Raw genomic sequence first — 22,219 nt, 5'->3', positions numbered from 1 at the left:
AACACACTCGTCATCCTCTTAAACCCTCAACCCCGTGCGCGGCGTAGCGCGCAGCAAACTCCACAAGACGACCGCCGCGAGCAGATCGAGCGCCGCCAACGCCGCGAACAGCGGGTCATATCCCCACGCATCGGCGCTCTGCCCGATCAGCAGCGTGAACAGCATCCCGCCGACCCAGGCCGACGTCCCCGCCATCCCGGTCGCGGTGCCGACCGTCCGGCTGTCGAACATGTCGGAACACAGCGTCACCAGCGCGCCGCTCAGCATCTGGTGCGCGAAGCCACCGATGCAGAACAGGATGATCGCGACACCGGGCGAGTGCGCAAGACCGATGCACGCCGGCCCGATCATGCACATCGCGCCGATCGTCATCGTGATCTTGCGCGACGCGACCAGCGGCACGCCGCGCTTCATCAGCCAGCTCGGCAGCACGCCTGCGGCCAGGCTGCCGAAATCGGCGGCGAGGAACGGCATCCACGCCCATAAGGCGATACTCTTCAGATCGAGCTTCCACACCGACACCAGATAGAGCGGGATGAAGAAGTTGAACGTCTGCCACGCCGGTTCGGCCAGGAATTTCGGGACCGCGATTCCCCAGAAGCTGCGGCTGCGCAACAGGTCGCCACGCGTCGCGGGCTTGGCGGTGACGTCCTCGCCGCGGGTCTCGATGATCGCGGCGCGCTCGTCCTCGCTCAGCGCGGGATGATCGGCGGGGCTGCGATAGCCCCAATACCACAGGAACGCCCAGACCAGGCTGAGCCCGCCGGTCACGATGAATGCCGCCTGCCAGTTCCAGGCGAGGATGCAGAAGGCGACGAGCGGCGGCGCGATCATGTTGCCGACGCTGGTGCCCATCTGGAACACGCTGGTCGCGAGCGACCGCTCGCGCGGGGGAAACCATTCGGACACCGTCTTGGCGCCCGCGGGGATCGCCGCCGCCTCGCTCGCGCCGAGCAATGCGCGGAACAGCGCGAGGCTCGGCCAGCCGGTCGCCAGCGCATGCGCCATGTTGGCGAGCGCCCAGCCGACCGCGAACAGGAAGAATCCGAGCCGCGTGCCGAGCAGGTCGAGAACGCTGCCCGCGACGGTCTGCATCACCGTGTAGCTGGCCTGGAACGCCAGCACGACCCAGCTGTAATCCTCGGTCGACATGCCGAATTCGGTCTTCAGCTGCGGTGCGGCCACCGACAGCGTCGAGCGCGCGAGATAGTTGAGGATCGTCCCCAGCGTCACCAGCGCGATCAGCCGCCAGCGCAGCGGCACGCTGCGCCAGCCGCGCCGCGGGGTGCCCGGCGCGCTCATCGCGTGATCTCGATACCGGACACGATCGCGTCGCCCTTGATCGGCACGAATTTCAGGTCGAGCATGCCGTCGGTGACGCCCACGACGATCCGCCGCGTGACGCGCGTGAGCGGCGCGCCCGCGACCGCGGCGATGTCCAGCGCGGCGATCGCGCGCTTGCCGTTGGCGACGACGTCGAACTGTCGGGCGCCGGCCGCGAGCGCGGGTTCGACGAAGCTCAGCTCGACCGTGTAGCGCCCGTTGGCGAGCGGCACGCGGTAGCTGAACCGGCCTTCGCGGTAGGTTTCGGCGACCGCGCCTTCGGGCGTCCCCGCGACGACCTTCTTCTCGGGGCGCGGCCCATAGCCCGAATAGGCGTTGATATCGCCGAAACTGCCGCCGGCGAAGAACGCGTCCGAGCCATAACGCTTGCCCGCGATCTCCGGTGCGACCAGTGCGCCGCTGTCGATCCGGATCGACCGCGCGGCATCCGCCGCCACCCGCCATTCGATCGCGTCGTCGACCGCCCCGGTCGGGAAGACGCCGCGCGCGACGACGCGGTTCGCCCCCGCCGCCAGCGCGACGTTCGACCAGGCGCAGACCATCTGCGGACAGGCGCTCAGCGTGCCGACAACGCGGTCGTTGACCAGCAGGTCGGTACGCGGCGCGTTGCTGTACACGCGGACGTCGGCGACCTGATAGGCGCGGTCGACATAGCGCCGCCCGGCGACGTGCACGGTCGGCGTCGCGGTCCAGTTCGCCTTGTAGAAATAATAGGCGTCCTTGCGGATCTTCCGGTCGTAGGTGACCAGCCCCTTGGTGTTGATGTCGATCGCATCGCCCTCGCGCCGGACGGTCGTCGCGAAGTCGAACGAATTCCACAGCCATGTCCCCCAGAGATAGGGTTTGGCGGACAGCGTCGCCCAGGCGGTTTCGTGGATGTAGCTCTCATATTCCTCGGGCTGGTTGCGCCCGCGCTGGTCGACCTTGCCGCCGAGCGGGTTGTCGGTGTGGATCGTCGTCGCGCCGCCCGCGCCATATTCGGTCACCGACACGGGCTGGTTCGGGCGCAGCGCGCGGAGCGAGTCGAGATGCTTGCCGAGATCGCCGGGCTGTCCGTAATACCAGCCGAAATAGCGGTTGGCCCCGCCGAGATCGGCGGCCTCCGCGGTGATCGGAATGTCCGCGAAGCCGAGCAGCCGGCCTTCGCAACAGGTCGCCAGCGCGGTCGCGCGGGACGGATCCTCGCTTTTCGCCAGCGCGTTCAGTTCGCGCAGCAGCGGCAGCGGATCAGGCGCAGGCGTGTCCTTGCTGGTGGTGATGAACGCCGGCAGCGACTTGCCGAAATCGACCTCGTTCGCGATGCCCCAGTTGAACACCGACGCGTGGTTGCCATTCTGGCGGATCAGCTCGCGCAGCTGCTGGCGCGCATCGTCGCGCAGCCCGGCAGTCGCGACCGCATCGTCGCCCCAGGTCCAGCGCGACACCAGCGGGATCTCGTCCCACAGCACCATGCCGTACCGGTCGGCGAGGTCGTGGATCACCTGGCCGTGCTGATAATGCGTCAGCCGGATGCTGTTCACGCCCATTTCGCGCATGATCGCGACATCCTGCTCGATATCCGCAGGCGCGGTCGCCCAGCCCTTGCCCTCGCGATCCTGGTGATAGCCGACGCCCTGGAGCCGCAGCGGCTTGCCGTTGAGCATGAAGCCGCGGGCCGGGTCGGCGCGCATCTCGCGGATGCCGAACGCCTGCTCGACCCGGTCGAGCACCGCGCCCGACGGCGTCGCGATCTCGACCACCAGACGGTGCAGATACGGATCGGCGACCCCGTTCCACAGATGCGGCGTCGCGACCGACAGCGACTGGACGCTCTCGGACGCGGTGTCGGCGCGCAGGGGGATGCGGCGGGTTCCGGTCGCGACCGTCTTGCCGCCCGCGTCGATCAGCCTGACCACCGCGTTGACCGCCTGAGCCTTGGTCCCGTCGTTCCGGATCCGCACGCGGACGTCGACCTTTGCCATCGCCGCGTCGATCGACTTGGTCGTCGCGAAGATCCCGCTGCCACCGGCATCGAGCATGTCGACATGGACCGCGTTCGTGACGATCAGGCTAACCGGCCGATACAGCCCGCCATGGACGAAGAAATCGCCCGCGAGCGGCAGGATGTCCGCGGTCGAGGAACCCTGCGCCGGTTGCGTATTGTCGACCTTGACCAGCAGCGTGTTCGCCTGCCCGGCGCGGAGCACGCGCGTGGCATCGAGCCGGAAGCGTGAAAACCCGCCCTTGTGCCCGCCGATCCGCTGGCCGTTGAGCCAGACCTCGGCGGTGCGGCTCGCCGCGTCGAACTGGAGCCAGGCGCGCTGACCTGCGTCCATCGCGGGCGGGGTGAAGGTCATACGGTACCAGCCGACGCCCTGATATTTGTCGACCGACTCGGCACGGTTCAGATGGGTCTGGGGGTCGGGCATGTAATAGCCGACGCGGTTCCAGGTGTGCGGCACGCTGACCCGCTCCCAGGATCCGGGGGCCTGCGCCGCCTGCGCCGGATCGACGTCGCCGCCGCGCTGGAACTCCCAGCCCTGCGCCAGGGGGACGACCGATCGCTCGCTCTGTGCGGCAGCGGGCGCGGCCATGACGGCGATGACGGCCGCCGCGACATATCTGGTCTGCATAACCCTCTCCCTGATCTTTTTTTGGCAGCTTAATTCCTGACAATTGGCCTGACCAGTTAATTTTTGGGTTTGGCCTGGTTTTTGGACGGTTTTTGGAAGGTCGGGTTACAGGGTGGCGCGTCTCTGATGCCCCCGGCCATCTGCGTGTCAGGACAATAAGGCTGTCGCGGCTTGGCATGTGATCGGGTTTGCCGCCGTCCGGTAAGGCAGGTCGCGCGTCCAGCATCAGCCGGTGCACGAACCTATTTTTTGATTCAGATCAAGAACAGAGATCAACGTTAAGAGAAAGGTAACGGAATCGGGGTATATTTTAGTTGTATTCGAAGGACTAAGCCATCGCGGCCGTTCGTTTTATACAACGATCGACCTTCTTCTCATCAAGACCTTCGCCACCGACATTGCCGCATCAGCGGCTCTTCCGACGCCTTGCTACTACGACTCCCGCTGCTGCGGATGGGAGGTTCGTAGCGTCCATCCGCGGTGACTTTCGAGGTATATCCAATGACGTCGATCCTTCGGGCAGCCGCGTGTGCGGCGGTGAGTATGGCTGCGCTCGTGGCAGGCGGCGGGGCCGCGCAGGCACAGGTACCGGTCGGCGCCGGTGGCCAGCTGCAGCAGATCCCGCCCGTGCCGCTGAGCGATACGCCCGATCCCGAGCTCGGCCTGACGCGCAAGACGCCGGTCGCGATCCCGGCCGCGGGCGGACCCTCGGCCCGCGTGGATGCGATCCGCGTCACCGGCGCGACGTTGTTCCCCGAAGCGACGCTGGTCGCCGCAACGGGGTTCGCGCCCGGTGCCAACCTCGATCTCGCGGGCCTGAAGACGCTCGCGGCGCGGATCACCGACTATTATACCAGCCGCGGCTATTTCGTCGCGCAGGCCTATCTGCCCGCCCAGGACGTGCAGAGCGGAACGGTGACGATCGCGGTCGTCGAGGGCCGCCTCGGCGCGGTCGGGCTGCGCAACGAATCCCGCCTCGCGGACAGCGTCGCGAACGGCATGCTCGACGGGCTCGAGGTCGGTGATCCGGTCGCGGTCGCGCCGATCGAACGCCGGCTGCTGATGCTGTCCGACCTGCCCGGCGTGCGCGTGCGCTCGACGCTGGGCCCCGGCACCGCGGTCGGCACGTCGGACCTGCTGGTCGACATCACCCCGGGCCGCAGCATCACGGGCAGCGTCGAGGCCGACAATGCGGGCAACCGCTACACCGGCGCCTACCGCGTCGGCGGGTCGGTCAACTGGAACAACCCGACCGGCTCGGGCGACGTGCTCGGCTTTCGCGCGCTGACGTCCTTCTCGGGGCTCGCCTATGGCCGCGCCTCCTATCAGGCGCCGATCGGCAAGGTCACGCTCGGCGTCGCCTATGCGCATCTCGACTATGAACTCGGCAAGGAATTCGACAGCCTCGACGGCAGCGGCAATGCCGAGATCGCCAGCGTCTATGCCAGCTACCCGCTGATCCGGTCGCGCGACAGCAACCTGTACGTAACGGTGGCGGGCGATGCGAAATGGTTCGACGACCGGTTCGGGATCGTCGACACGGTCACCTATCGCCGTGCGCAGGTCGTCACCGGGGGCCTCAGCAGCGACTCGCACGACACGCTGCTCGGCGGCGGCTGGAACGCCTATTCGCTGAGCGTCTCGGTCGGTACGCTCGACATTCGCGGCACCTATGAGCGGTCGGTCGACGCACTGACCGCGCGGACCGATGGGCGCTACGGCAAGATGCAGTTCAGCCTGGCGCGGCTGCAGACGATCAGCGGGCCGGTCTCGGTGTTCGGCTCGGTCCGCGGGCAGGTCGCGTTCAACAATCTCGACATTTCCGAGAAGATGGAGCTGGGCGGCGCCTATGCGGTGCGCGCCTATCCCGAGGGCGAGGCCTATGGCGACCAGGGCTATGTCGCGACCGCCGAAGCGCGGCTCGCGCTGCCGCGGGTCATCCCGGGCGCGCTGCAGCTGTTCGCCTTCGTCGATGTCGGCGAGGTCGATTATGTGAAGCGGCGCTATTTCGACGGATCGAACCATGCGGTCCGCAGCGCCTATGGCGCGGGCGCGACCTGGACCGCGCCGTACGACATCGTGTTGCGCGCGACCTATGCGCGCAAGCTGGGCAGCGCCGATGCGACCGCCGCCCCCGACCGGTCCGGCCGCGCCTGGTTCCAGATCGCCAAGAGCTTCTAGGTCCGCGCGCGCCCCAGCGACCAGCACCGACATTTCGCGGCCATCCGCCGCCACCCGAGGATACCGCCCATGACCCCGATCCCCGCATCGATCCGCCATCGCCCCGCCGCCGCTCCCTCCACCGCCGCCTCCACCGCACCGACGCGCCAGCGCCGCGGCGGGCTGTTCGGCACGACCGGGCTCGCGCGGTTCGCGTGGCTGATCGGCATCAGCCTTGCCGGCACGGTCGCCGCGCGCCCCGCCACGGCGCAGACGCTGCCGACCGGGGGCGAGCTGGCCGCGGGGCAGGCGAGCATCGCGACGCGCGGGCCGGCGATGACGGTCACCCAGACCAGCGACCGCGCGGTGCTGAATTGGCAGTCCTTCTCGATCGGCAAGGACGCGAGCGTGACCTTCGACCAGCCGGGCACGAGCTCGGTCGCGCTCAACCGCGTGGTCGGGTCGGATCCATCGTCGATCCTCGGCAGCCTCTCGTCCAACGGCAAGGTTTTCCTGGTCAACGGCAACGGCATCGTGTTCGGCAAGACCGCCAACGTGAACGTCGGCGGGCTGGTCGCATCGACGCTGAACATCACCGATGCGGATTTCATGGCCGGCCAGTCGCGCTTTGCCGGGACCAGCACCGCGGGCGTCCAGAATGACGGCACGATCACCGCCAAGGGCGGCTATGTCGCGCTGCTCGGCGCGCAGGTCGGCAACAGCGGCGTGATCCGCGCCAATTTCGGCACGGTCGTGCTGGCGGCGGGCGAGGCGATCACGCTCGACGTCGCGGGCGACGGGCTGCTCAACGTCGCGGTCGACAAGGGCGCGGTGGGCGCGCTGGTCCGCAACGGCGGGCTGATCCGCGCGGATGGCGGCAAGGTCGTGATGACCGCGCAGGGTGCGGGCGACCTGCTCCACACCGCGGTCAACAATAGCGGCATCATCGAGGCGCGGACGCTGCAGAACCGCAGCGGCACGATCCTGCTGCTCGGCGACATGCAGACCGGCACCACCAATCTCAGCGGTACGCTCGACGCGAGCGCACCGGTCGGCGGCAATGGCGGCTTCATCGAGACGTCGGCGGCGACCGTCAACATCGCCGATGGGGCCAAGGTCTCGACGCTGGCGCGATCGGGCATGACCGGCACGTGGCTGATCGATCCGCAGGATTATGTGATTGGTGCGGGCGGCAACATCTCGGGCTCGACGCTGTCGGCGCAGCTCGTGACGACCAGCATCACGATCAGCACGCTGCCCGCGGCGGGCGACACGACGACGGGCAATGGCGACATCTTCGTCAACGACGCGGTCGCGTGGACGGCATCGGGCGTACCGACGACGCTGACGTTGAACGCGTTTCGCGACGTCGTGATCAACGCGCCGATCAGCGCGACCAACGGCAACATCGTCGCCTGCTGCGGCCGCGACGTGAACGTCAACGCCGACCTGACGACGGTCAATGGCAGCATCCTGCTCAACGCCGGGCGCAACGTGAACGTCTATCATGCGATCACGACGACCGACGGCAACATCGCGCTGTGCGCGGGGCATGACGTGATGATCGACGCCGCCGTCACGCTGACGCGCGGCACGACGATCCCGGCGCAGAGCCTGGGCCTTCCGGTCGGGCTGACGCTGATCGCGGGCGCGGACGGCACCGGGCCGGGCGTCAACGGCGGCACAATCGTGTTCTCCGCGCTGTCGCCGCCGACGACGGTGACCGCGGCGCCGGTGTCGATCACCTACAACCCGGTTTCCTATACGACACCGACCGACTTCTCGAGCGAGTTCGTGCTGGCCGAGGGTGCGGCGATTGCGCAGCGGATGCTGGTCTTCCCGTCCGCGCAGAAGGTCGCGGATGGCACCAATGCGGCGGTGCTGAGCGGCTTCAACGCGTCGGACACGTCGGGGCTGCCGAGTGGCGTCACGCTCGTCGCGGGCAGCAACGCCACGGCGACGTTCGACAGCGCCGATGCCGGAGCGGGCATCGGCGTCAGCTATAGCGGCTATACGCTGACCGGCGCGAATGCCGACCAATATGCGCTGGCGGGATCGTGCTGCACGGCGGGCTTCCGGACTACGGGGACGATCACGGCTGCTCCAGCGCCTGCGCCTGCGCCTGCGCCTGCGCCATCGCCAGCACCAGCACCAGCACCAGCACCAGCACCAGCACCTTCGCCAGCACCGGCACCGGCTCCGGCTCCGGCTCCGGCTCCGGCACCGGCACCGGCACCTGCTCCTTCCCCAGCACCAGCCCCAGCTCCAGCGCCTGCGCCTGCGCCGGCTCCTGCACCGGCCCCGGCTCCCGCCCCTGCTCCCGCTCCGGCTCCCGCGCCAGCACCAGCACCAGCACCGGCTCCAGCGCCAGCCCCGTCGCCAGCACCCGCACCCGCACCAGCACCAGCACCAGCACCCGCGCCGTCGCCAGCACCCTCGCCTTCGCCAACGCCGATACTGACGCCGACGCCGACGCCGACGCCGACACCGGTGATCGTCACCGTCCTGCCGACCGCGACGCGGCCGTTCCTCGAGGTGCCACCAGCCCAAGTCCGGCGGCCGAACGTGCCGGTCGGGACGGTGGTCGATGGCGGTGTGAGCGTGCCGCCGGAGGGTCCGGGACCGTTCCCGGTCCCCGTGACGCCGGTCCCCGTGACGCCGCCGACGCAATCGTCGCTGGGGGAGCTGACGCAGCCCGTGCCGCGGACGCCCGTCGTCCCGGTCTATCCGCGCAAGCAGGCGCGCCACTGATATGGCAGGCTTCGGGCCGCGAGCAGCGCGGCACGGCGTGCTGCTCGCGGTCGCCCTGGCGGCTGGGGTCGCGTCCGCCGCCGGCGCGCGGCCAGTCGCGGCCGGCACAGCTGCGACGGCGCGCTTCGGGACTGCCGCTGTCTCGAACGATGCCCGCGACACCGTCGACTGGGTGATGCAATCGCGCGACAACCAGGCGTTGCCGTTCGTCGTGATCGACAAGGTGAACGCGGTGGTCTTCGCGTTCGATGGCGCGGGGGTGCTGCGCGGCACGGCGCCCGCGCTGCTCGGGCTCGCCCGCGGTGACGACAGCGTGCCGGGGATCGGCCAGCGCAAGCTCGCGACGATCACCCCCGCCGAACGGACCACTCCCGCGGGACGGTTCCAGGCGTCCATCGGCGCCGATTTCGAGCAGGATATCCTGTGGATCGACTATGCCGCTGCGCTGTCGCTGCACCGCGTCATCGCCGGTCGCCGGGTCGACGACCGCGCCGGACGGCTGGCCTCGCCGACGCCGGGCGACAACCGGATCTCCTATGGCTGCGTCAACGTGCCCGCGCGCTTCTATGACGGGGTGATCAAGCCGTTGTTCACGGGCACGGTCGGGATCGTCTATATCCTGCCCGAGACCCGGCCGCTGCGCAGCGTCTTTGCGATAACGACGGCATCGTCAGCGCCGGACGCCGTGCCTCACTGACCCCAGGGGCGCTCGCGATACCATTTGGTCAGCACATATTTGACCCCCTGTTCGACCGGCATGCCCTGATGCACCGACCCCGAATTGGGCGCGCCATAGTCGTCCATGTTGTTCCAGATCACCAGATTGCCCGCCTTCGGCGCGATGATCACGTCCGCCGCCGGGAAATTGGTCCGCCCGCCCGCCACGGGCTCGTTGAGGAAGGTCATCGCCGACCAGGTCCGCTGTCCGCCGACCGCAATTTGGTCCTGCCAGTAGAGCTGGCTGGTATCGAAGAAGTCGTGATGCGGCTTGAACTCCTGCCCGACCGCATAACGCTGGCCCTGCAGCGCCTCGCCGAAGCGCGGTTCCAGCCCGGTCAGCGCGTCGAGCCGGGTCTCGACCGCGGTGACCGCGTCGGGCCCCGCATAGAGGTAACAGGTCTCGCTGGTCCGGTAGGCGGGGCGCGGATCGTCGGCGACGACCGGCGACGGCACGCGATCCGCATCGATCAGTGCGATCAGCGCCGCGCACACGTCGAGCGGCAGGAAATCGCGGACGACGTACAGCTCGATCCCGGGTGCCGGAATGCGAACGGCGCCGGGATAGCACAGGATCTGCTCGCGGACCTGTGCCGCGGACTCCGCGCGCGCGAGCGCTTCGACCGGGCCGTCGCGTCGGTCGGTGGCGGATAAGGGCGATGCGGCGGACGGAACGGCGACCATGGGCACTCCAGACTGTCGGGCGCGTCGGTGGCGGACCGGCGGTCCGGCCCCGTGGCCAGACCATCACATAGATCAAGCCGTACAGGCGCAAAAGCCGTTTCACCGCCGAATTCGGCCGCAATGCTCGATACTTGTCCGCGCAGACGGCAAAATCCGGGTGCGACTTAATCGCGTGACGATCGTTGAGCCGCCATTCCCAAAGGAGACGAATGATGAGCAACGACACCGACGTGTCCGTCCTGAACGGCCTGATCAAGACGACCCTCGACAGCATGAAGGGCTATGAGGACGCGGCCAAGGACGCCGAGAGCACGCAGTATGCGACGATGTTCGCCGACTTCGCGCGCGATCGCGCCCAGGTCGCGACGAACCTGCAGGCGCAGGTCCGCACACTCGGCAGCGAGCCCGAGATGGATTCGAGCATGCTCGCCGCAGCGCATCGCACCTTCATGGACCTGAAGCAGGCGCTGACCGGCAAGGACGACAAGGCGATCATCCTCGAGGTCGAGCGTGGCGAGGACCACATCAAGGCCAAGTATGAGGACGCGATGAAGGACGGCCAGCTGTCGCCCGCATCGCTCGACGCGGTCACCAAGGGCTATGCCTCGGTCCGCGAAGGCCATGACAAGATGAGCGCGCTCAAGCACAGCCTCACCTGATCCGAAGGGGCGACCGGTTTCGGCCGGTCGCCCTTTTTCCTGCGCGCTATCCTGCCGCCTTGCGCAGGATCCGCGACAGGTCCTCGACCGAATAGGGTTTGTGCAGCAGCTCGAACCCGTCGGTACCATCCTGCGCCAGCACGTTGCTGTAGCCCGACGTCAGCACCACCGGCAGTCCGGGATGCGATGCCCGGATCGCCTTGGCCAGGTCGATGCCGTTCATCCCCGGCATCACGACATCCGAAAACACGATGTCGAAGCGGGCCGCGTCCTCGCCCAGCACCGCCAACGCTTCCTGCGCATCCGCCGCCCAGACCGTCACATAACCGAGCTCGGCAAGCGACTGGGTCGTGAACGTGCCGACGTCCTTGTTGTCCTCGACCACCAGCACACAGGTGCCATGGCCATCCGCCAGCCCCTCCGGGACCGCCCCCGGCAGGTTCGCGGTGCGCTCCTCCGCGCGCGGCAGATAGAGCGTGAAGACCGTGCCGCAGCCGACTTCGCTCTCGACGATGATGTCGCCGTCGGACTGTTTGGCAAAACCGAACACCTGGCTGAGCCCAAGGCCGGTGCCCTGCCCGACCCCCTTGGTCGTGAAGAACGGCTCGAAGATCCGCTCGAGCTTTTCGGGCGGAATGCCCGACCCGGTGTCGCGCATCGAGATCGCAACGAACTGCCCCTCGACCGCCGGATGCGAGCGCACCGCCGGGATCATCGTGGCGGTCCGCAGCGCGATGTCGATCCGTCCGGCGCCGTCCATCGCGTCGCGCGCATTGACCGCCATGTTGACCAGGGCGGTGTCGAGCTGGCTCGGGTCGACATTGGTGAAGCAGGGCGTGTCGGGTACGTCGATCGCGATCGTGATCCGCGATCCGGTCAGCGTGCCGAGCATGTCGGCGATGCTGCCGAGACTCTGGCCGACGTCGATCACCTCGGGCTGGAGCGCCTGCCGCCGTGCGAAGGCGAGCAGCTGCCCGGTCAGCTTGGCCGCGCGATCGGCGGTGTCCGAGATCGCGTCGATGTAACGCTCGCGCCGTTCGGGCGGGAGGTCGGGGCGCTTGAGCAAGTCGGTCGCCGACCGGATCACGGTGAGCAGGTTGTTGAAGTCGTGCGCGACACCACCGGTAAGCTGGCCCACCGCCTCCATCTTCTGCGACTGGCGCAGCGCATCCTCGGCGGTCTGCAACTCGCTCGTCCGCGCGATGACCTGCTGTTCGAGCGAGGCGGCGAGCGCGGCGAGCGCCTGTTCGGTGCGACGGCGCTCGGTAGCGATGCGGGTCCGATCCGCGACCTCGCGCGCGAACGCGACCTCGTCCGCGCGCCAATGCCGCGCCCAGCCGCTGGCGAGATACAGCATCGCCACGATCCGGCCGTTTTCGGTGATCGGCATGTTGATGATCGCGCGGGCCTGCACCGCTTCGAGCGCGGCGCTGGTCGCGTAGGTCCGCGGGTCGGCACGCGCATCGGTCACGCAGACCTCCTCGCCGCGCTTGAGGTCGTCGATATAGGTGCCGAAGTCGCGCAGCCTGAACGTGCCCGAAAGCTGGCCGACCCCTGGCGCGGTCCAGTCTCTGTGCACCGTCACGGTCTCGGCGTCCGGATCGATCTCGCCATAGCCGGTGCGGCTGAGGTCGATCGTCCGGCCGATGATCTGGACGGCCTGGTAGGAGATGTCGTCGGGGCAGTCGGTGTCGCGGAACATGTCGCCCAGCTCGACCAGCGCCGCGCGCATCATCTCCCCGCGGCGCTGGTCGGTGATGTCGGTCGACACGCCAGCGATCCGCAGCGCCTCGCCGGTGGCAGAATAGAAGGGCTGTCCGCGCGATCCGATCCACCGCAGTTCGCCGTCCTGGCGGTAGATGCGGTAGACGACCTCGTAATCCGTCCCCTCCTCGACGCAGCGCCGGACCTCGGCGACGCTCAGCGCGCGATCGTCGGGATGGATCGCTTCCAGCCGGTCGTCATAGGAAAACGGCGCGTCCGTCGGACGACCGAAGATCTCCTTGCAGGTATCCGATGCGGTCAGCCGCTTCGTCGCGATCTCGAGGCTCCAGGTCCCGAACCGCGCGGCCTTGAGCGTGAAGGCGAGCTCACGCTCATGCTCCTGCTGCTGTCGCAACCGGTCGGTCAGTTCCGCCATGAGCGAGGCGTTGCTGCTCTCCAGTCCCTTCAGCCGCTCACGCTCGAGCGTCACGTCGACCTGGCTGGCGAAGAAATAGGCGAGCACGCCGTGCGTGTCGAAGACCGGCGCCATCAGCAGCCGGTTCCAGAACGTCTCGCCGTCCCTGCGGTGGTTCTGGATCTCGATCTCGATCGATTCGACCCGGCGGACCGCGTCGCGGATCCGGTCGATCGTCGCGGGATCGGTTTCCGGCCCCTGGAGGAACCGGCAGTTGCGCCCGAGTATGTCCTCGCGCGGATAGCCGGTGAGCCGACAGAACGCGTCGTTGGTGAACACGATCGGATTGTCGGGCAGGCGCGGATCGGTGATGATCATCGGCATCCGCGTCGCTCGCACCGCCGCGACGAAAGGGTCGGTGCCAAGGTCCTGCCCGATCAGCTCGGCGGCGATTCGCTCGGCATCGGCCGTCAACGGACGAGCGCCGGGGTCGGCGCGGTCGGGTGTATCGTTCAAGACCGTCTACTCGCCCTTTGCACTAAGTCGCTGATATCTAGGCTACGCGCAAAGACACCGCAATGTTGGGCTGGCGTGACGAATAATCGAGATCAATATGCGACGAAGGGCGACCGCGTGGTGCGGCCGCCCCTCCCCTCATCAGCGCACCGAACCGCGGCGCACCATGTTGACGATCGCGAGCAGGATCACCGCGCCGACCAGCGAGATCAGGATCGACTGGATGTTGAGCGCGCCGTCCATGATCGAGGCGCCACCGATGAGCGGCGTGATCAGGAAGCCTGCGAGCAACGCGCCGACAATGCCGACGACGATGTTGAGGAAAACGCCCTGCTGTGCGTCGGTCCGCATGATCATGCTGGCGACCCAGCCGATGAGTCCGCCGACGACGAGAAGGATGATGAGGTTCATGATGAGGCTCCTGTTGATACTGGTACAGGCTGCTCAACGGACCGGGTGCTGCTAACGTTCAGTTCGGCCGCGCATAGTGCTTTGTGACATTGGTATAGGGGCACTAGTCCGGTTGGTAGGTCGGGGTTGGCCGTGACGGAACCGGTCGTGCGCTCCAGCGCTGAGGAGGCATGACCAGTACCCCCGGCAAGCCGCTGCATGCGCCCACCCTGCATCATCTCGAACAGCTCATGGCCGGATTGCTCGACGGGGTGATCCTGATCGACCCGACCGGCGTGATCCTGAGCGCCAACCCCGCCGCGCTCAAGATGCACGGCGTCCGCGGCGTCGGCGAGCTGGGTGCGACGGCGGACGATTATGCCGCGCGGTTCGCCCTGCGCTACCGCGACGGGCGCAAGGTGCCGCGGCGCGAATATCCGCTGCTCCGGCTGCTCGCGGGCGAGAGCTTCCCCGACCTGATCGTCGAAGTCACGCCGCGCGATGCGGACGAACCATGCTGGGTCCATCAGGTCCGTGACATCGTCATGGGCGAGGATGGCGGCGAGCCCGACTGCCTCGCGCTGGTGATCAGCGACGTGTCCGAGCGGTTCGACGCGGAGGACCGGTTCGAGGCGATGTTCCATGCCAATCCCGCCCCCGCGCTGATCATCCGCATCGCCGACCAGCGTTTCGTCCTGGTCAATCAGGGGTTTCTCGACCTGTCGGGTTATGACCGCGACGCGATCATCGGCAAGACGCTGTTCGATTTCGACTTTCTCGCTGATGTCGAGCGCAAGGCGTTCGTCAAGGCGTGCGTCGCGCGCGGCGAGGTCGTGCCACAGCTCGAGGCGGAGCTGCCGCTCGCGGGCGGCGACACGACACTGGTCATCCTGGCGGGGCAGCCGATCGAGGTCGGCAACCGCGACTGCCTGTTGTTCACCTTCGCCGACCTCGAACCGCGGCGGCGCGCGGAACATGCGCTGAAGGCGAGCGAGCGGCATTTCGCCGCGGTCTTCGAGATGGCACCGGTGGCGATGGTCGTGACCCAGACCGACGACAATCGCATCCTGCAGGTGAACGCGGCGTTCAAGACGCTGACCGGCTATGACGATCGCGCGGTGATCGGCCGGGTCGCCGACGACCTGCAATTGTGGAACGATGCGGGCCAGCGCGAACAGTTGGAAACCGAGATCCGCGCGCAGGGCGGGTTCCGCGGACAGGACGTCCGCCTGCTCCACAAGAATGGCGAGGCGCTCGACTGTCTCGCCTCCGCCGAAAACATGCGGATCGACGGCGATGCCTGCGTGCTCTGGCTCTATCAGGATATTACCGCGCGGCGGCGCGGCGAGCTCGAGCTGGTCGAGGCGATCGAGGCGGTGATGAAGGACGCCAACTGGCTCGGCCGGTCGATCATGGACAAGCTGGCGACGCTGCGGAACCCGCGCCCCGGCGCCGCCTCGGACGCGCCGTTGCTCGATCTCAGCAAGCGCGAGCGCGAGGTGCTCGAGCTGATCTGCCAGGATCTCGACGATGCCGCGATCGCCGAGCGGCTCGAATTGTCACGCAACACCGTGCGCAACCATGTCGCGCGACTTTATGCCAAGATCGGCGTCAACCGGCGCAGCGCCGCGGTGGTCTGGGCGCATGAACGCGGGGTCGGCGCCTGAGACTGCGTGCGCCGCCCCGAAGGGCGGCGCACGCCGGTGGTCAGGCGGACTGCGGAATGATGCTGATCATCGCGTCCTCGCTCGGCTCCTTGGCGGGCTTGAGCTTGAGCGCCTGATCCGCGGTCACGTGCCGCGTGCGCGTCGCGGGCTCGAGCGTTACGGTCTCGCCCGTTTCGAGCGACCGCTCGACCGCTGCCAGCACGCGCATGTCGAACAGGCCCTCCTGCCCGTCGGCTTCGGGATGACGGTCGTTGAGGATGCAGTTGGAGAAATACTGCGTCTCGTTGCCGAACTGCTCGACGGGATCGAAGGCGTGCGTCTTCTCCTTGCCGTCCGCGGTGCGCTCGACATAGGTGATGCTCGTCGTCGGGCCGAACATGAAGGCGGGCGCGGCGTGGATGCTCGCCTTGGTGCCGACCAGTTCGAACCCCTCGGACGAGGCGGTCGCATAGCTGACGGTGAACTGCGCGATGCGGTCGTCGGCAAACTTCAGCGTCACCGCGACGGTGTCGTGGAAGTTGAAGCGGCGACCCGGCGTCTTCGTCCCGACCGCATGGACCGCGATCGGCTCCTGCCCGAACAGGTTGCGCACCGCGTTCAGCGGATAGGTGCCCATGTCGGGGACGGGCCCGCCCCAATAGCCGTTATGCCCGCGCGAATTCTCCTCGCGGACATTCTGCATGAAGGTCGACGAGAAGGCGCGCAGGTCGCCGAATTCGCCCGCCCGTGCGCGTGTGATCATCTCGACCGTGCCGGGTTCGTGATGCAGCCGATAGGCGATCATCAGCTTGGCGCCGCCCTTCTTCTCGGCGGCGATGATCTGCTCGGCCTCCGCGACGCTCGACGCCATCGGCTTTTCGAGCAGGACATGGATGCCCGCCTCGAGCGCGGGGACGGCATATTGCATGTGCAGGAAATTGGGCGTCGCGATATAGACCGCGTCGATCTCGCCCGAGGCCAGCAGCTCGCCATATTGCTCATAGGAATAGGCCTTGAGCTTGTAGAGCTTGGCCAGCTTGTCCGCCTTGACCGGGTCACCGGTGACCAGCGCGGTCATTTCCGAATTATTGGTCCGCGCGATCCCCGGCATGAACGCCTGCTGCGAAATCTGCCCGCCGCCGACGACGGCGTAGCGCACCTTCTTGGTAAGTCCGAACATGACAGTCTCCGTGGTTCAGGAAGGATGGAATGACGCTGGCAACTCCGCGCGACGGGGTTTTGTTGCACTGCACCCTGCGCAACGAAGCTGGCGAGCGAGGTCGTTACGGACGCGCGCGGATTATCTGCCGACGGTCTTGGGCTAACCGCCAGCGCGCGCGTTATCCTGTCGGCCATTTGCGGTCAGAGGACTGATAGTGCTGAAGTTTCTAGTGGCCGAAAGCGAAACACCCGAACAGCGCGACGCCCGCCGCGAGCATGCGGGAAAGAGCTCGGGCGAGACCTATGCGGCGACGCTCGAACAGCTCAGGCCCGATGCGCAGATCACGATCGTCGCACCCGCGGACGACGACGCGCGCGTGCTCGCGGCGGGCGAGATCGGCGATTTCGACGCGGTGTTCGTCACCGGCTCGCCGCTCCACGTCTATGACGACTCGCCCGAGGTGCAGCGCCAGCTCGCCTTCATGCGCGCAGTGTTCGCATCAGGGACACCGTCCTTCGGCTCGTGCGCGGGGCTGCAGCTCGCGGTTGCCGCAGCAGGGGGCACCGTCCGCAAGATGCCACGGACGATGGAGGCCGGGATCGCGCGCCGGATCACGCGCACACAGGCGGGTCGCGATCACCCGCTGCTGGCCGGCCGCACCGACAGCTGGGATGCGCCTGCGATCCACGGCGACGAGGTCGAGCGGCTGCCCGACGATGCGACATTGCTCGCGAGCAACGCGGTCACCGCGATCCAGGCGGCCGAGATCCGGCATGCCGGCGGGATTTTCTGGGGCGTGCAATATCACCCCGAGCTGGCCCCGCGCGAGATCGCGATCGCGCTCCGCCGCCAGGCGGGCAGCATGATCGAGGCGGGGCTCGCCGAGCGCGAGGCCGATGTCGAACAGCGCGCGGCGCAGCTCGATGCGCTGCACGACGATCCTAACCGCCGGTCGCTGCTCTGGCTGCTCGGCGTCGGCGACGATTTCGCGCAGGAGGCGGGTCGGCGGCTCGAACTCACCAATTTCCTGACGCATCTGGTCGAGCGGGGCGACTGACCCCTGCCCTTGCATTCTCACGCCGCGCCCACATCTGCCGTAGCGTAAGCAGCGCGATCTCCGGGGGGATCGTGCGCCGAACGGGGAATGGGGCGGATGTACGATCAACTGGCCGAGAGCGTCATGCTCGAGGGCGACAATGGCGACGTGCGGGCGATCCTTGAAAAGGTCGCGGCGCTGACCGGCATGGGGTTCGTCGCGGTCGCGCGCGTCACCGACACGCGCTGGATCGCCTGCCAGGTCCTCGACCAGATCGATTTCGGCATGTCGCCCGGCGACGAGCTGCGGATCTCGACGACGATCTGCGACGACATCCGCCAGTCGGGCAAGGCCGTCGTCATCGACGATGTGTCGACGAATGATCGCTGGCTGACGCATCCCGCGCCGTCGCTCTATGGCTTCAAGAGCTATGTCTCCTTCCCGATCACGCTCGCCGACGGATCGTTCTACGGCACGCTGTGCGCGATCGATCCGCGCCCGCGCCAGCTGAGCGGACGCGAGACCGCCGCGGCGTTGGCGGGGTTCGCCGCGGAAGTCGGCGCGGTGCTGTCGCGAAGCGCGCCCGCGGGCTGAGCAGGCCGGATCACCGCAGACCCAGCCAGCGTCGCGCCGCCGTCCAGTCGCGCAGCACCAGCCGCTCGACCATCAGCACCAGCAGCATCGACACGCCGAACAGCGGCAGTGCGAGACCCAGCAGGATCAGCAGCACCACGAACCCCGCCGCGACGCGCGGTCGCGGCCGCGCGGGTGGTGCGCCGAGCGTGTCGGCAGGCCGACGCCGCCACCACAGCACGACGCTGCTGACCGACACCAGCGCCAGCCCGATCGCGGTCAGCAGCCCGAGCAGCTGGTTCGCCCAGCCGAACAGCTGTCCCTCATGCGCGGCGACGCCGTAACCGACGATCCGGTCGATCAGCCGGCGGTGCGCGAAATCCTTGCGCGTCAGGATCGCGCCCGTAGCGCCGTCGAGCGTCAGATCGGTGCGCAGCGGCCGGTTCGCGGCATCGGACTTGGCGGTCCAGGGCTGGCCCATGCCCGTCGGCGGCGCGATCAGGACCGGCGGCGCCAGCGCGAGCGGGCGGACGGTCGCGATCAGCTGGTCGAGCGGCACGTCCGAGACCGCGGGGTGCGCCATCGTCATCCCGCCATGTTCGGCATGCGCGCCCACCATCGCGCGGGTACCGGCATCGGCGGCACCGCGCGCGCGCAGCTCCGCGGCCTGCCCCGCCGACCAGTCCTGCCTGACCACCCGCCCCTCGGCGACCGTCCGGATCGCCTTCAGGTAACTCCCCCAGCTCGCGGCCCAGGGCAGCCCCGATATGAGCAATGCGAGTGCGAAGACCGATACCCAGAGCCCGGTGACGCCGTGCAGGTCGCGCCAGAACCGCCGCCCGCCCGAACGCAGCCGCGGATAGACCACTCCCGCCAGCCCGCTGCCGCGCGGCCACCACAGGACGAGCCCCGACAGGATCATGACGATCGCCCAGGAGGCGGCGAGCTCGACCAGATAGGAGCCGAGCGTGCCGATCAGCAATTCGCCGTGGAGGCGGAAGATGATCCGCATCAGCCGGCTGTCCTCGTCGACCTTGTGGAGGATCGCCAATGTGTTCGGATGGACATAGACGCGCGTCTCGGTGGTGCCGGCGCCGACGATCAACTGCACTGCCTCGTCGGGACGCTCGGGCAGCTGATAGCGGTGGAGCACCGATCCCGGCACCGCGCGCACCGCCGCCTCGGCCTGACGCGCCGCCGATGCGCGTGCGCCGTCGAGCGGCAGATGCGTATAGGGCCGATCGATCAGCGCCTCGATCTGCGGGCGGAACAGGTAGATCGAGCCGGTGACCGACAGCCACAGCACGAACGGCAGGCAGAACAACCCGGCATAGAAATGCCAGCGCCAGATCGTCGGATAGCCCGGCCAGCCGCGGCCGGGACCGAGTCCGCCCGAACGTGCGGAAGCGGCGGAATGTGGAGTGGTCGCACGCATCAGAACCGCGCCTTCACGCCGGCATAGACGGTGCGCGGGACACCGGCATAGATCGACCCGGTTGCGGTGCTGAGCACGGCCGCCGGATTCTGCTGCCCGGTCGCCGCGTTCAGGCTGTTCGCGATCACCGATGCCGAGCCGACATAGGTCGTGTCGAACAGGTTCTGCACCGAGGCGAACAGCCGCAATCGCGACCACACCCCCTCCCCCCTAGGTGGATCATAATGGAGGTTGAGATTGGCGAGCGTATAGCCCGCCACACTCAGCAAATTGCCGTTGTCGATCGCATAGCGATCGCGGTGGGTCAGCTCGACGAACCCGCCCAGCCCCGCCACCGCGCCACCCGGCTGGTCATAGCCGAACCGCACGTTGACGAAGGTCGGGATGACCCCGGGGATGCGGTTGCCCGCGCGGTCGAACGTCGCCGACGCCGCACCCGAGGTCAGCCGCTCGACGAACTCGGTATAGTGGTGGTCGTTATAGCTGTAGCTCGCATCGATCCGCGCGCCCGGCAGGACGGCTGGCAGCGGCGTCCAGCTGAGCCCGAGCTCGATGCCGCGGTGCACCGAGCGCGGCGCGTTGGTGGTATAGGCGAGCAGGTTGACGCCCGCCGACTGGCTGACCTGTTCGTTGCGGAACCATTCGTAATAGCCCGTCACCTCCGCCTTCAGATTGGTCCCGAGCGCGACTTCGGCGCCGAGGTCGATCCCGGTGTTGCGCTGGGTCTTTAGCGTCACATTGTTGCCCGGCACCCCTGCCGCGGTCACGAACAGCGCGCCGGCCTGCGGGATGCCATAGCCGGTGCCGACGCGCGCGTGCAGGCGGACCGCGTCGATCGCCTGCCAGACGAGCGAAGCCTCGGGTGCGACGTTCCAGAAATGGCGCTCGGCGGGGATCACGCTCAGCACCGGGTTCGCGCCGGGCGGATAGGCATAGCCGGTCTGCGTCACGCTGATGATCGATCGCTCCGCGCCGATGCCCGCGATGAACTGGAGCCGCGACGTCAGGCTCAACTCCTCGCGGGCGCGGGCGCCCAGGTTGCGGACGTCGCCGAACACCGTCTGCGTCGGCGCGCCGATCCCGTCGCGGCCCGCGGGCGTCTTGTTAAAGCTGAAGCTCTGGTTATCGAGATAATTGTAGAAGACGCCGACAAAGCTCGTCGCCGCCATCCCGAACAGCGTGCCGCGATGCGTGACGTCGCTGGTGATGTTGTAGCTGTCGAGAGTCCCCTTGAACGGCGTCGCGCTGGTCGGCTGGTTGACGACGCGGCTGTCGAACGTCGCCTGCGTCCGCCACGTCGCGGTCGTGCTCAGGTCATGCTCGTAGCGGGTGCCGATGATCGTCCGGCGATCGTTGCGCGCAAGGTCGGCCTCGGCCGCGGTCTGCGCGATCCGCGCGCCGTTGACGCCGTTGGCGAGCACCGAGATCGTGCCGCAACCCGCCGCCGCGCCGACCCGCGTCGCGCAGCCGCGCTGATAGGGATTGGCGCGATACTGGTCGAGCGAGAGCCGCGTCGAGAGCGCGAATTCGCCCTCATTGTAGATGATCTTCGCGGTCAGCCGGTCGCGGTCCGATATGGCATAGGTCGCCAGCGCGTTGATCGTGCCCGTCTCATACCCCGTATGCCCGGTCGACCCGTTCGCGCGGACGAAGCTGCCGAACAGCGCATAGTCGAAATCCGTGCCGGCATCGCCGATCGTCGCATAGACATTGGCATAGCCGTCGCTGCCCGTGTCGATCCCGATCTCGGCGCCGTCGATGTCGCGACCGCGTCGGGTGCGGAAATTGACCGCGCCACCGATCGCGTAATTGCCATAGCGTGCCGAAGACGGCCCGCGGACCACGTCGACCGCGCCGTAAGCATGCGGATCGGTCAGGTCGAACCGCGCCAGCCCGTCGGGCTGGGTGACGGGGAAGTCATCCTCGAACACCTGGATGTTGCGCGCGCCGAAGCTGTTGCGCGCGTTCGAGCCGCGGATCGACACGCCGACGTCGCGCGGGCCGTTGCCCTGGATGACGACGACGCCGGGCGACAGCTTGACGATGTCGGCGATCGTCGTCGCGGGGGTGTTGCGGAACGCGGCGTCGTCGATCGTCGTGACGGTCTGCCCGGTCACGCGCGTCGTCAGCGACAATGCGTTGCCGGTGACGATGATGTCGTCACCGGCAATCGCCACGGGGGCGGTACGACGCGGCGCGTCTGTCGGGCTGCTCGGTTCGTCGAGCAGGCGCAGTTCGGCATCGATCGCGGCACGATCGCGCAGCAGCGCCGCGCGCCGGGCTGCGATATCGGCATTCTGGGCGGCAGGGAGAGGCGCAGCCGCGATCGGCGCGGCACAGGCGATCGCGGAGATCGCCGCCATGAGATGGCATCGGGACATGAAGAGTTCCTGGTCGGACGCGGCCGGGTCCCGT

15 protein-coding genes are annotated in these 22,219 nt (G+C 68.0%); 7 read left to right on the top strand and 8 right to left on the bottom strand.

Features of this window, described 5'->3' with window-relative positions; all coding sequences use genetic code 11:
- Positions 1-18: 18 nt before the first annotated feature.
- On the bottom strand, positions 19-1,302 hold the full coding sequence (locus IFT71_RS07985; RefSeq protein ID WP_107045161.1) for an MFS transporter: 1,284 nt from the start codon (positions 1,300-1,302) through the stop codon (positions 19-21).
- Positions 1,299-3,956 carry a glycoside hydrolase family 2 TIM barrel-domain containing protein gene (locus tag IFT71_RS07980; protein WP_192140070.1) on the bottom strand — a complete coding sequence of 886 codons (2,658 nt, stop codon included), beginning with the start codon at positions 3,954-3,956 and terminating at the stop codon, positions 1,299-1,301. The genes IFT71_RS07985 and IFT71_RS07980 overlap by 4 nt, the downstream gene beginning before the upstream one ends.
- Before the next feature lie 543 nt (positions 3,957-4,499).
- Between IFT71_RS07980 and IFT71_RS07975 the strand changes: the two genes are divergently transcribed.
- From IFT71_RS07975 to IFT71_RS07965, 3 genes are all read left to right on the top strand, one after another.
- On the top strand, positions 4,500-6,137 hold the full coding sequence (locus tag IFT71_RS07975; RefSeq protein ID WP_244654802.1) for a ShlB/FhaC/HecB family hemolysin secretion/activation protein: 1,638 nt from the start codon (positions 4,500-4,502) through the stop codon (positions 6,135-6,137).
- Positions 6,138-6,206: 69 nt separating this feature from the next.
- On the top strand, positions 6,207-8,867 hold the full coding sequence (locus IFT71_RS07970) for a two-partner secretion domain-containing protein (protein WP_192140066.1): 2,661 nt from the start codon (positions 6,207-6,209) through the stop codon (positions 8,865-8,867).
- Position 8,868: 1 nt separating this feature from the next.
- Positions 8,869-9,564 carry a L,D-transpeptidase gene (locus IFT71_RS07965; RefSeq protein ID WP_192140064.1) on the top strand — a complete coding sequence of 232 codons (696 nt, stop codon included), beginning with the start codon at positions 8,869-8,871 and terminating at the stop codon, positions 9,562-9,564.
- Here IFT71_RS07965 and IFT71_RS07960 read toward each other — a convergent pair.
- Complete coding sequence (locus tag IFT71_RS07960) at positions 9,558-10,268, bottom strand: prolyl hydroxylase family protein (protein WP_192140062.1); 711 nt, start codon at positions 10,266-10,268, stop codon at positions 9,558-9,560. The genes IFT71_RS07965 and IFT71_RS07960 overlap by 7 nt on opposite strands.
- Positions 10,269-10,480: 212 nt before the next feature.
- Between IFT71_RS07960 and IFT71_RS07955 the strand changes: the two genes are divergently transcribed.
- Positions 10,481-10,927 carry a PA2169 family four-helix-bundle protein gene (locus IFT71_RS07955; protein ID WP_244654801.1) on the top strand — a complete coding sequence of 149 codons (447 nt, stop codon included), beginning with the start codon at positions 10,481-10,483 and terminating at the stop codon, positions 10,925-10,927.
- Between the two features lie 46 nt (positions 10,928-10,973).
- Here IFT71_RS07955 and IFT71_RS07950 read toward each other — a convergent pair whose 3' ends face one another.
- Entirely contained in the window at positions 10,974-13,562 is a 2,589-nt protein-coding gene (locus tag IFT71_RS07950; protein ID WP_244654800.1) for a PAS domain-containing protein, read from the bottom strand.
- 141 nt (positions 13,563-13,703) lie between these two features.
- Positions 13,704-13,973: a GlsB/YeaQ/YmgE family stress response membrane protein gene (locus IFT71_RS07945; protein WP_031393553.1), complete on the bottom strand. Its 270-nt coding sequence runs from the start codon at positions 13,971-13,973 to the stop codon at positions 13,704-13,706.
- A 170-nt stretch (positions 13,974-14,143) separates the two neighbouring features.
- Between IFT71_RS07945 and IFT71_RS07940 the strand changes: the two genes are divergently transcribed.
- The gene (locus IFT71_RS07940; RefSeq protein WP_192140058.1) at positions 14,144-15,619 is read left to right on the top strand and encodes a helix-turn-helix transcriptional regulator; all 1,476 of its coding nucleotides are present in this window, start codon (positions 14,144-14,146) and stop codon (positions 15,617-15,619) included.
- Positions 15,620-15,659: 40 nt separating this feature from the next.
- Here the strand turns inward: IFT71_RS07940 and IFT71_RS07935 are convergent, their stop codons facing one another.
- Positions 15,660-16,778 carry a Gfo/Idh/MocA family protein gene (locus IFT71_RS07935; RefSeq protein WP_192140056.1) on the bottom strand — a complete coding sequence of 373 codons (1,119 nt, stop codon included), beginning with the start codon at positions 16,776-16,778 and terminating at the stop codon, positions 15,660-15,662.
- A gap of 196 nt (positions 16,779-16,974) precedes the next feature.
- On the opposite strand from IFT71_RS07935, the gene IFT71_RS07930 reads away from it, so the two are divergent.
- Entirely contained in the window at positions 16,975-17,817 is an 843-nt protein-coding gene (locus tag IFT71_RS07930) for a glutamine amidotransferase-related protein (protein WP_192140054.1), read from the top strand.
- Positions 17,818-17,913: 96 nt separating this feature from the next.
- Positions 17,914-18,390, top strand: a complete 477-nt coding sequence (locus IFT71_RS07925) for a GAF domain-containing protein (protein WP_192140052.1) — start codon at positions 17,914-17,916, stop codon at positions 18,388-18,390.
- Between the two features lie 10 nt (positions 18,391-18,400).
- Here the strand turns inward: IFT71_RS07925 and IFT71_RS07920 are convergent, their stop codons facing one another.
- The gene (locus IFT71_RS07920) at positions 18,401-19,804 is read right to left on the bottom strand and encodes a PepSY-associated TM helix domain-containing protein (protein ID WP_192140050.1); all 1,404 of its coding nucleotides are present in this window, start codon (positions 19,802-19,804) and stop codon (positions 18,401-18,403) included.
- A complete protein-coding gene (locus tag IFT71_RS07915) occupies positions 19,804-22,185 on the bottom strand; it encodes a TonB-dependent receptor family protein (RefSeq protein ID WP_192140048.1) in 2,382 nt (793 codons plus the stop codon). The genes IFT71_RS07920 and IFT71_RS07915 overlap by 1 nt, the downstream gene beginning before the upstream one ends.
- Positions 22,186-22,219 lie beyond the last annotated feature (34 nt).

Source organism: Sphingomonas sp. CFBP 13733 (assembly GCF_014841795.1).
GTDB classification, from domain to species: domain Bacteria; phylum Pseudomonadota; class Alphaproteobacteria; order Sphingomonadales; family Sphingomonadaceae; genus Sphingomonas; species Sphingomonas aerolata.
Note: the sequence above shows the minus strand (reverse complement) of the source record. Positions and strands in the feature narration are given on the sequence as shown.